The sequence below is a fragment of the Flavobacterium sp. genome, from assembly GCF_036759525.1.
Classification (GTDB): domain Bacteria; phylum Bacteroidota; class Bacteroidia; order Flavobacteriales; family Flavobacteriaceae; genus Flavobacterium.
The window spans coordinates 73573-85562 of record NZ_DAIOUN010000012.1 but is presented as its reverse complement, the minus strand read 5'-3'; the positions used below and the strand labels follow the sequence as shown (position 1 = coordinate 85562).

Sequence of the window (11990 nt, the reverse complement as noted above, 5' to 3'; positions counted from 1 at the left end):
TGGGGCGGATAAGGTTGCCGTTTTCGTCTTTTCTGTCGCCTTTGATACTTCCTTTGGGCATGCCTTTGTAAGCTTCTGTTTTCCAATGGTGGTGTTGATCAACAAGCTTTTTTCGGGTGTGGCTTACTTTGTATTCACTATTGTCATTGAGCTCCTGAGCATAATAATCAACATCGGCTAATACTTCTTTTTCTACTAAGCTATCCATCAAGGCATTGGCTTTGATAAAAGCACTGTCTACCGCTTGGCGTTTGCCACGCACCATTCCTTTTTCCACACAAAGCGAAAGTACTTTTTTGAAGAGTTCCATAAACACTTCTTCTCCATACAATTGACGGGTACGGCTGATGGTGCTGTGCCAAGGTAGTTTTTCATCAATATCATACCGAATAAACAAACGAACATCCAAACAATTGGAACAATATTCAATGAGTTTTCGATCGAAATTGATGTTGTTGAGATAACCCACCAAACAAATTTTGAAGAAGACCACCGGGTCAATGCTCTCTTGTCCTTCTTGGCCATAATAGTCTTGTGTAGCTTTGTATAAAAACCCAAAGTCAATGGCTTTATCCAACAATCGGTAATAATTATCCTCCGGAATCAAGTCCTGTAAATGAACTTGGTAGAGTATTTTTGGGGTGAGTTCTTTTTTTCCTTGCATGACTAAAAATAAGAAAAGTAATTCTTTTTTGCAAGATTTTTTTGGTATATTTGAGGGGTTGTGCAACGGTTACAACCATTAACCGTCATATCAGGATTTTCCACTCTTCTACCCCACTTTCAAAAAAACACTCATCACCCAAGCCGTATAGATTTTGTTTCAATCCTATTCAATAAGAGAGTACTCTCTTTACGTTTCTCCAATTTTGGGAAAACTCTAAAAACTCTAAAACTGAAAATAAATAAACGGTTGCGGACCGGCAGAGGCCGTGGCATACACTATCCAATAAACCAAAGCCAATACAACCGCTTTCCCAATTAAAGGCGTTGCATCAAAACCTTTTTGGAGTAGTTTGATGAAACTATTGGGGAGAAAATGCCATACAAAGCCTATCGCAATTAGTAAAAACACATTTTGATAGCCTTGGGCAATAATCAACCATTGCTGGGGAGTAAAGGTGATTTTACTGATGTTTTGCATGATTTCAAATGCCGTATGAAAATCTTTGGCTCGGAAAAACAACCAACAAAACGCCACAAAATGAAACGTCAAAAAGATTTGAAGGGTTCGGATGATGTAATTTTTAGGTAATCGGATGAACATGCCAAAATAACGTTCTACTGCCAAAGCCAAGCCGTGTAAAACACCCCAAAAAACAAACTTCCAGGAAGCTCCATGCCACAAACCTCCCAATAACATCGTAAGAAATAAATTCACATAAGTTCTAAACTTGCCTTTGCGGTTTCCTCCTAACGAAATGTATAAATAATCCCGCAACCACGATGATAACGAAATATGCCAACGCCTCCAAAACTCGGTCACCGAAGCCGATTGATACGGTGTTCTAAAATTGGGTGGCAACCAAAAACCCATCAGTAAAGCCAATCCTATTGCCATATCGGAATACCCCGAAAAATCGCAATAAATCTGAATGGCATAACCATAAGAGGCCATTAAATTCTCAAAAGCAGAGTAATTGTTGGGTGCATCAAACACCCGATCTACAAAGTTGATGGAAATGTAATCGGAAATAACCGCTTTCTTCAACAATCCGCCTATTATCAAAAACAAAGCCGCATTGAATTCTTCTTTCGTGAGTTTCAATTTCTTGTATATCTGCGGAATAAAATCACTGGCTCGAACAATAGGTCCCGCCACCAACTGAGGGAAAAACGAAACGAAAAACAAAAAGTCCATGAAACTTTTGGTCGGCTCGAGTTCCTTTCGATACACATCAATGGTGTAACTTAGCGTTTGAAATGTATAAAATGAAATCCCAACGGGAAGAATGATATCTTGAAATTCAAAATTCTTATCCAAAAGTAAATTGGTATTATCAATAAAAAAATTGGTGTATTTAAAATAACCCAACAATCCTAAATTGACCACCAAGCTAACCCCCAAGTAAAACTTCCGGTAAAAAGCCTCTTTTTCTTCGTAAATCAATTTGGCAATGGCATAATCCAATACCGACGAAAAAATAATAAGCAAAAAGAAAACTCCACTGGACTTGTAGTAAAAAAACAATGAAAAAGCGACCACATAAGCAATGCGTAAGCGATGCGTTTTTTGGGTTATTATATAAAACATATAAAACACCAAAAACAAGCCCAAAAACAAAGCACTGTTAAACAGCAGCGGTTTTTGAGGATTGTATATCAACCCATTTTGCACTTGTTCCCAAGTGATCGAAAGGATATTTTGGTCTATCCAATGGTTCCAATTAAAAAGAGGTATCACTTGCCGTTTTCTGAATTAAAAAGTTGAAACGCTTCCAGAAAAGCATCTGTTAAAAGTTGACCTTGTTTTTCGTAACCGGCCTTGGTATAATGCACTCTATCGGCACCAATCCAGCCTTGCTTTACCGCTTCTTTCATACCAAACAAGCCTCCCAGTTGGGAAAACATATCCCAAACTGCGTAGTTTTGAACTTCGGCTTGTTTGAGAATTTCTTGCGTATAGTCGGCTACAAAGGTGTTGGGAAACTTCCGTTTGAATAGCGAAGGTGGTGGTGTGGTAATCAAAAACGCGGTTTGAGGTACTTCTTTACGCACTCGTTCTAAAAAGACATTCAACTGTGTGATGTATTCGGTGGAAATCAATTTATCAAAACTTTCATTGGTACCCAAAGACACTACAATCAAATCGGGTTGCAGTACCTTAATTTGTTCGAAGAATAAAGCATATTTGTTGTAATCGGAAAACTTGGCTCCGTTGACTCCAATTGTATGGTAAATTAGGCCCGAATTTTTGTTTTCGAGTACCAATCCGTTCAAGGCATATGAAGCAGCCTCGGCATGGGGTAAAAGAAAAATTCGGTGTTGTAAAGTATCCGAAGTAAATTCGTGATACCCCTCTTTGAGTACTGGAGCTATACGATTGTATTCCCAACGTTGTGTAGCTTTTTTTACCGTTTGATTTACGGGTATTTGCAAGCTTTTTCCGGCTCGAATATTGTTGTTTTTCAACCCATTAGCAGCTTTGAGAGCTTTAACAGACACGTTATATTTATCGGCAATAACCGATAGACTTTCGCCATTTTTAATTTTGTGAACTTGCGGTTGTTGTACCTCTGTTTCAACCGTAACGGATTGAGCTTGCAAAGCAACGTCAAACATGCGTTGATTTTGAGGGGTAATGATTTTAAGGGTATGAAAGGCCGCCTCCGTTTTTCGAATTTGAACTTCTATGGCACAATCTATGGAGCGGGTAAACAATGCAAAGCCACTCAGGCCCACGGGAGCACCGGTATCGGGATAAATATTGCGTTGGCTTTCCCAAACCGACTGGGAAGAAAAACGCACCTTATCTATTCCATTGGTTTTTGCCAAACTGTGCGGAAAAACAAATCCGCGTCCGGCATTGCCAAATTGCTCTTGCAACTTTCTGCGAAAATAGCCGGAGAATAAATCGGCTTGAATATGAGAATCCCCTACATGAACTATAGAAATTTTTCCGTTTTTTTGAAGGCTGTTTTTTTGAAGCTTAGTCCAAAAAGCGGCCATAGCCGCAGAATTAATCAATTTATTGGGTTGCGTTTCCCATTGAACTGTGGTATCAATTTCTACATATAACGAGTCGGTTTGAGCCCACAAAATCGCAGAACCCAAAAGCGTGAAAAGTATACTGAGTTTAAGGTTCATCAAGGACTGTAGGTTTTAGGCTAACCGAATCGGAAGTCGGTTTTGCGGTTAATTTTGGTTTTCGTTTTCGCAAAGATTTGTACAAAGCATAGCCCTGCATCAATTCATCATACAACAAGCCTGCCACTTTTTGAGAACCTTTGTAATTAAAATGTGTATAATCTTTATTGGCCATTGCCGGATTTTCTTCATCTACCCATTTGGCCATAGAGCCTTCGCCTCCCATAGCTTCAAATAAGTTGAAATACCCCGATTTGGAAACCAATGCATACCGTTTTTGGGCTTGTATTAAGGGTACAACTGCCGAATCGGTTTTCATTTCCAAATCGTACTTGGTAGCTTTATCTGCAGAAGATACTACCAAAACGGTAACTCCGGGAAAGCACGTTTTTAAATGATTGACCACTTTGGCCATGCTTTTTTCGTACCAATTGTAATTGAGAGAACCGTAATTGAGTACATTGGTACCGTAATGCAAAACAATCAAATCGTAATCAAATTTTTTGTGAAACTCTTGCATTAGAGCAGGATTGAAAGTAGAAATGGGTAAACCGGAATTGCCTCGATTGGAAAAATTGTCAACATGCACTCCTTTTCCGTCATCAAAATTAAATCCGTAAATGGGTATCGAATCGGCTTTATTAAAAATGGCTTTCAAACTCTTAACCGGAAGTTCAGAAAAGTTAAGAAAATTTAATGCCAATTTGGGTTTTAACGTTTTTACCAAAGTATCTTTTCCAATAATACAATTTACTTCCCCTTTTTCATTGGATGATTTACCGTAAAATAATGTAGGTTGGTAAAGCATTGCCGTATGTTTGCCCATTCCGGCTTTGTAGGAAACCCAAGGATTACTTAGGGTATCATTGGCAAAAAACACGTGGCCATTTACTCCAAAAGGTTTGAGGGGTTTTTTAACGGTAAGGTAAGATTGCGTTTTCCAATTGGTAGAATGTTTGTGTGTTACCGAACTGCGGGATGCGGCAGATTCTGATGTAATTGATACAAAACCAACGCCGTTACCTCCAAATTGCGATTGAAAAGCAGCTCTGAAATCTTGAACAATCATATCGCCATCGGTCATAGAGTCGCCAAAATAGGCTATGCGAATATCGCCTTGGTGTTCTATTTCCAACTGGTATAATTTTTCAAAAAACGGAATCAAATATTGAAATCCTTTGTACTGTTCAAAAGATTCAGCAGGGAATTCAATGCCATCCAAAGGCTCAAATGTTATTTTTCGGGAAACCAAAGTGTCATGTTCCGGAACAGCCAAAGAATCGGCTGCCAAAGTTTCGAGTAACAAACTGTCTATTGCTACATTTTGAGTCAAGTTTTTTGATTCTGAAAAAATGCGTTTGGGCAAAATTTCCAAAAAAACCAAAAAACACAATGCAGAACCCAAAAGTACTGCAGCGGTTTTAAAAAAATAGGACGACTTGAATGCCACTTTAAACCTAACTTAATTTACAAATAGAACAACGACTCAACAATTTGGGGTTTTTAACTCTTACATTCGATTGGGTACTTCAATTCCCAATAGCGAAAATGACGAAGCGATTACTTCACCAACTTTGTACGAAAGCTGCACTCTGAATTTTTTCAAATCGGCATTCAATTCGGGTAAAATAGGAACGGCTTGGTAAAACGAATTGTATTCTTTAACCAAATCGTAAGTATAGTTGGCAATCAAAGCCGGACTGTAAGCCTGGGCCGCATTCTGAATCACTCCGGGAAACGCTTCCAACAATTTGATAAGCTCTTTTTCTTTGGGATGCAAAACTGGTGGTGTTACATCGGGTTGTGAAAAATCGAAATCGGCTTTTCGTAAAATCGACTGGATACGAGCATACGTATATTGAATAAAAGGCCCGGTATTTCCGGCAAAATCTACCGATTCTTCCGGATTAAACAACATCGATTTTTTAGGATCTACTTTAAGCATAAAATACTTCAAGGCTCCCAGACCAATAATTTTATACAGTTTTTGTTTTTCATCTTCAGAAAGACCATCCAATTTGCCCAATTCTTGCGAAATTTTGGCAGCGGTTTGGGTCATTTCCTCCATTAAATCATCGGCATCTACTACAGTTCCCTCACGAGATTTCATTTTGCCTGAAGGCAATTCTACCATGCCGTAAGACAGGTGATACAAATGATCTGCCCAATCAAAACCTAATTTCTTAAGAATTAAAAACAACACTTTAAAATGGTAATCCTGTTCGTTACCTACAGTATACACCATACCCCCCACATCGGGAAAATCTTTCACCCGTTGAATAGCTGTACCAATATCTTGGGTCATGTAGACTGCTGTACCGTCTGAGCGTAATACGATTTTACGATCTAAACCATCTGAGGTCAAATCAATCCAAACCGAACCATCGGGGTCTTTTTCAAAAATCCCTTTTTCCAAACCCAATTGAACCACCTCTTTTCCTAGCAAATAGGTGTCGCTTTCATAATACAAACTGTCAAAATTGACTCCCAAATTAGCATACGTTTGATTGAAACCGTCATACACCCATTGATTCATCGTTTTCCAAAGCTGAATAACTTCGGGCTTACCGGCTTCCCAATCCAAAAGCATCTGTTGAGCTTCCAACATTATAGGAGCTTTTTTCTTGGCTTCTTCTTCCGAAAAACCCTCTTGCATCAGAGTATTAATTTCGGTTTTGTATTGTTTGTCAAAGGCTACATAAAAATTTCCTACCCATTTATCTCCTTTGAAACCGGCTGATTCCGGAGTTTTTGAATTGCCAAATTTCTGCCAAGCTACCATTGATTTGCAAATGTGAATGCCTCGGTCGTTAATAATTTGGGTTTTGTAAACTTTCTTTCCGGAAGCTTTACAAATTTCAGCCACCGAATACCCCAATAAGTTGTTTCGAATGTGACCTAAATGCAGCGGTTTATTGGTATTGGGAGAAGAATATTCTACCATTACAGCTTTTTCTGAAGCGGAAGAATCTTTAAAACCATACGCTTTTTGAGTGTAAATACTTTGTAAAAATTGAATGTAATATGAATCATCAATCACGAGATTGAGAAAACCCGAAACCACATTAAACTTGGAAACCAAAGCTACATTTTCTTGCAGATAAGTTCCCAGTTGCGTACCTATAGCTACCGGATTTCCTTTAATTTCTTTTAGAAGAGGAAAAATAACCAAAGTCACATCGCCTTCAAAATCTTTTCGGGTATTTTGAAATTCCAGTTTGGGTGCGGTTACACCAAAAATAGTTCGTACAGCTTCTTCTACAGCGGGAATCAAAATGTGTGTGATATGCATTGGTTCTCAATTTTTAGGTGGGCAAAGATACAGATAAAGTAAAATAGAATCAAAGGGATGTGAAATTGAAATGGGAATATTTTGTTTTAAAAATTAAAAAAAAGCCAATTTGATAAACCGAGTGAAAAGTTCTACAGCTTTATGTAAGTATATTCTGTTTTATGAAGTCATAAAATGCATTTCATCGATTTTTTTTGCTTTTTATCGATTAAAATTAGTTAATTTGTTCTGTCAAAAGTCAATAAAAGTATTCATTAATTCCCCAAATTGAAATGAAAACGAAACTTTACTATTTTTTCGTACTACTTTCCTCTCTAGGTTTTGCCCAAAGTATTACGGTAAACACCAACCAATATACCGTGCCACAATTGGTAAATGAAGTGTTATTGAATTCGCCTTGTTTGAGCGTAAACAACATATCTTGGAGAACAGGTTCGCAATTTGGCTCTTCCAACGGAATTGGGTATTTTGAAAATTTGAATCCCAATTTTCCAATGCAAAGAGGCGTTATATTGAGCACCGGAAATGTACTAAATGCTCAAGGTCCAAACACCAGCATGTTGAGCGATGGCAGTACTTCATGGCCCGGTGATTCTGATTTGGAAACTATTCTAGCTCAGTCAGGTATTGCAATGACCTCAATAAATGCTACGGTATTGGAATTTGATTTTGTGGCTTTATCGCCCTATTTTGACTTTGACTTTTTATTTGCCTCCGAGGAATATGGGAATTTTCAATGTCAATTTTCGGATGCTTTTGCATTTTTGTTAACCAATTTAAATACCGGAGTTACTACCAATTTGGCCGTAGTACCCAATACCAATACCCCTATTTCTGTTGTAACCATTCGGGATTTCTTATATAATTCGGCTTGTACTTCTGAGAATGCACAGTATTTTGGTTCCTTCAACGGAGGAACTCAAGCAGCCCATTCGGCTACCAATTTCAATGGACAAACGGTAGTTATGAATGCTTCGGCAACTTTAACCCCAAATATTCCCTACAGAATCAAATTGGTCATAGCAGACCGTGTAGATCCACAATCGGATTCGGCTATCTTTTTATCGGCAAATACTTTCAATATTGGTCAAAATGTTTTAGGAAATGATTTGACTATGGCAACCAACAATGCCTTATGTAATGGGGAAACTTATGTGATTAACAGCGGATTAAACCCTTCTGAATTTAACTTTGTTTGGAGTCGAAATGGGGTAATTCTAAGTGGTCAAAATGGTCCTTCTTTGACTGTAACCCAAGGAGGCACTTATGTACTGACTTATTCGAATATAGCTTATCCTTGTCAATCTGTATCAGACAGCATCGTAATTGAATACAACCAAAACTTTACAACTCCTGCCCCAATCAATATCTTAAGATGTGATACTGGAGCTTCTAGTTATCAGTTTAATTTAGGAATCAACACGCCACGTGTTACTCAAGGTATTACTGCAGCCACAACCGTAACCTACCATGCAACTTTGGCTCAAGCCAATAGCGGAACCAATGCCTTACCCCTATTGTATACAAGTACAGGTAACCAAACGATTTATGTCCGTATCCAAAGAAACAATACAGCTTGTTTTGCAGTACATCCGTTTGAATTATTAGTAACTCCTCCACCTACGGCTCACAATCCGGGAGATTTGATTGCATGTGCTTTAATTACCAATCAATCTCGAGCTCGATTTGTATTATCCAATCACACACCCTTAATTTTAAATGGACAATCTAACACTCAAAATCAAGTAACCTATCACTTTAATCTTTCCCAAGCTCAAAATGGAACCAATGCCCTAAATGCCAATGCATTAACCACAACAGAGCGTACCATTTATGCCAGAGTACAAAATGTAACGGACTCCAATTGTTTTAGCATCGTTTCTTTTAATTTAGTAATTGCCAGTCTACCTGTTGTAGATGTTTTGGAAGATGTAATTGTTTGTGATAATTACGCATTACCTCCTTTGAATAATGGAGAATATTTTACAGGTCCTAACGGTACCGGAACGCAAAGATTTCCCGGAGATGTAATTACCGAAACGCAACGAATGTACATCTACCGTATGGGAGAAGGTACGCCCAGTTGTCCCAACCAAAGTAGTTTTATGATTACGATTGTAGACCCTAATGATATTTCATTATCGAATGGAGAATACTGTACCGAATATGTTTTACCTTCCTTACCCTTTGGTAACTTTTACTCGGAGCCTAATGGAAACGGGACCGTTTTAGATTCGGGTACTGTACTTACCAATACCCAAACTATTTATTACCATTTTCAATCTACAGAACCTCCATTTTGTTCTATAAACATGGGAATTGAAGTAACCATTGTTCCTTCTCCCACAGTAAGTTCTATGGAGAATGTTTTTGATTGTACTTCATATACACTTCCGGCTCTTTCAAATGGCACCTATTACGATGCTCCTAACGGAAGTGGAAATGCATTAGCTCCCGGTGATGTTATTACAGAAACTAAAACCATTTATATTTTTGCAGAAAATAACGGTTGTATTAGTGAAACTAGCTTTACCATTTATATTGGTTTAAATGTTCCTAGCAGTATTACCGAATGTATTAGCTATACCTTACCCCCATTACCCATTGGAGGCTACTTTACTGCACCAAATGGTGGAGGGCAAGCTATTCCGGCAGGTACACCGCTTACTACGTCTCAAACCGTATATGTATATGCCCCAAGCCAATCGCAACCCAATTGTACAGACCAGTTGAGTTTTCCGGTTACCATTACCCTACCGATATTGGAAGTTCCTGCAGTAACTTCGGCTTGTGAAATTTATGTATTACCCGAGCTGACCACCGGAAATTATTACACTGCTCCAAATGGAACCGGAACACTACTTCAACCGGGTAGTGAAATTACAACTTCGCAAACCTTGTACATTTACATTAATAACGGGAATGGGTGTCAGAACACCGTAAGTTTTGACGTAACCGTTTTAAGCAAACCCAATATAGATTCCAGATCGGATATTGATGGCTGTAACAGTTATGTCTTAACCCCATTGGCAATTGGAAACTATTTTACAGGTCCAAACGGTACCGGTACACCCTTATTTGGAGGAGATGTCATTACAACTTCGCAACGCATCTATATTTATGCTGTTGAAAACGGATGTGCTGCAGAAACCAGCTTTCAAGTGAATGTTTTTGATATTCAAGCTGATTCTTTACCTAACGTTGCCGTTTGTGATAGTTATGTACTTCCGCAATTAACCCCCGGAAATCAATATTATACTCAACCCAACGGCCCAAACGGTTTTGGTACTCTTTTAAGTCCGGGTACTGTAATTACCAGCAACCAAACGTTATACATTTACAAAGAAAACCAAATCAGACCGGCCTTTTCTTGTATAGACCAAACCTCATTTACGGTAACGGTTTACACTACGCCTTTGGTTGCACAACCGGCTCCAGTATTTGTGTGTAATGCTTATATTTTACCGGCATTGAGCGTTGGAAATTATTACACAGCTCCAAATGGTGGCGGAACTCTGTTAACTGCCGGATCTGAAATTACCACAACCCAAACACTTTATGTATATGCCGAAACAGGAACAACTCCCAACTGTTTTGACCAAAAAAGTTTTGTAGTAACCGTTTATAATGTAGACGAACTACCCAACGTAATTACGTGTGCATCCTATCAATTACCCGCATTGACCGTAGGTCGTTATTATAATGGTCCTAATGGATCGGGAGGACAAATCACAGCAGGAACTGTATTGACAACAACCCGAACGGTTTATATTTTTGGTAACTCAGGTTTCAATCCAAACTGTACAGACGAAAGTTCATTTACGGTAACGATTGTACCCACTCCCGTAGCCAACCAAGTCCCTGTTTCTTTACGAACAACTTGTGATGAAGATGGTACAAACGACGGTATTACCGCTTTCAATTTGAATATCCTTACTGCAAGTGTTTTGGGCACTCAAAGCGGAAGTGAATTTGTAGTAACTTATCATGAAACTTTAGCTGAGGCAAATACCAATACCAATCCGGTATCTCAAACAGAACAAAACACTGTTCATGTTCGCGTAACCAATATATTAGCACCCGATTGTTTTGCTGTAAGAACACTTCAATTGATTGTGAATAAATTACCCGAACCTACCCCTACCGGCGGCTTTGTATGTATAGAAAGTGCTACAGGATTAGTCTTGAGAACTTTCACAATTTCAAGCGGATTATCAGCTGCAACACATACCTTTGAATGGTATTTGGATGCCCAATTAATGCCAAACACAACGGCTTCCATCACGGTGAGTGCTCCGGGGAACTATGCGGTAGTTGCAACAAATTTGGCCACCGGATGTTCTTCTGAACCCGCTGAAGTTGAAGTATTAGCCTCAGAACCGGCCACTATTAGTTTTACAACCAGTGTCGCCTTTAGCAATACCAATACCGTGACTATTATTGCCCAAGGTGTGGGTGGAAATTATGAATATTCTTTAGATGGCAGTCCGTTTCAAGACAGTCCTGAATTTACCAATGTAGCTTCTGGAATACACACAGTAGTAGTAAACGATAAAAACGGTTGTGGCCTAGCTACAGGTACCGTTTTGGTAATCAATTATCCTAAATTCTTTACCCCAAATGGAGACGGTTTCAACGACACTTGGAATATAGTAGACTTGAAAGACCAACCCAGTGCTCTTATTTCTATATACGATCGATATGGTAAATTTTTAGCTCAAATTAGACCCAATGGTCAAGGATGGAACGGAACCCTAAACGGAAACCCGCTCCCCTCAACAGATTATTGGTTTACCGTAACTTACGAAGAAAACGAAGTGAAAAAAGAATTCAAATCTCACTTTTCATTAAAGAGATAGTTTATATTGTTTTTGTTGTTTAGAAATTAAGA

6 protein-coding genes are annotated in these 11990 nt (G+C 38.7%); 1 reads left to right on the top strand and 5 read right to left on the bottom strand.

The genetic code is table 11. From position 1 onward, the window contains the following. From V7M80_RS09485 to argS, 5 genes are all read right to left on the bottom strand, one after another. Positions 1-664 (bottom strand): transposase (locus V7M80_RS09485; RefSeq protein ID WP_333695652.1); only part of this gene is annotated, 664 nt, incomplete at its 3' end. 225 nt (positions 665-889) lie between these two features. After that, positions 890-2404, bottom strand: coding sequence for an MBOAT family O-acyltransferase (locus V7M80_RS09480; protein WP_333695650.1), 1515 nt, complete (start codon positions 2402-2404; stop codon positions 890-892). After that, positions 2401-3807 (bottom strand): LysM peptidoglycan-binding domain-containing protein, encoded by a 1407-nt coding sequence (locus V7M80_RS09475; protein WP_333695649.1) that lies wholly within the window; start codon positions 3805-3807, stop codon positions 2401-2403. The genes V7M80_RS09480 and V7M80_RS09475 overlap by 4 nt, the downstream gene beginning before the upstream one ends. Beyond that, positions 3797-5257 carry a hypothetical protein gene (locus V7M80_RS09470; RefSeq protein ID WP_333695647.1) on the bottom strand — a complete coding sequence of 487 codons (1461 nt, stop codon included), beginning with the start codon at positions 5255-5257 and terminating at the stop codon, positions 3797-3799. The genes V7M80_RS09475 and V7M80_RS09470 overlap by 11 nt, the downstream gene beginning before the upstream one ends. A 60-nt stretch (positions 5258-5317) precedes the next feature. Then, positions 5318-7099 (bottom strand): arginine--tRNA ligase, encoded by a 1782-nt coding sequence (argS, locus tag V7M80_RS09465; protein ID WP_333695645.1) that lies wholly within the window; start codon positions 7097-7099, stop codon positions 5318-5320. Between the two features lie 272 nt (positions 7100-7371). Here argS and V7M80_RS09460 point away from each other — a divergent pair, with 272 nt between their 5' ends. Beyond that, complete coding sequence (locus V7M80_RS09460; protein ID WP_333695643.1) at positions 7372-11958, top strand: T9SS type B sorting domain-containing protein; 4587 nt, start codon at positions 7372-7374, stop codon at positions 11956-11958. The last annotated feature ends 32 nt before the right edge of the window (positions 11959-11990 follow it).

Excerpts from the sequence above, each read along its gene's own strand:
- V7M80_RS09475 (WP_333695649.1), bottom strand. The coding sequence starts at position 3,807 with ATGAACCTTAAACTCAGTATACTTTTCACGCTTTTGGGTTCTGCGATT.
- argS (WP_333695645.1), bottom strand. The coding sequence starts at position 7,099 with ATGCATATCACACACATTTTGATTCCCGCTGTAGAAGAAGCTGTACGA.
- V7M80_RS09460 (WP_333695643.1), top strand. The coding sequence starts at position 7,372 with ATGAAAACGAAACTTTACTATTTTTTCGTACTACTTTCCTCTCTAGGT.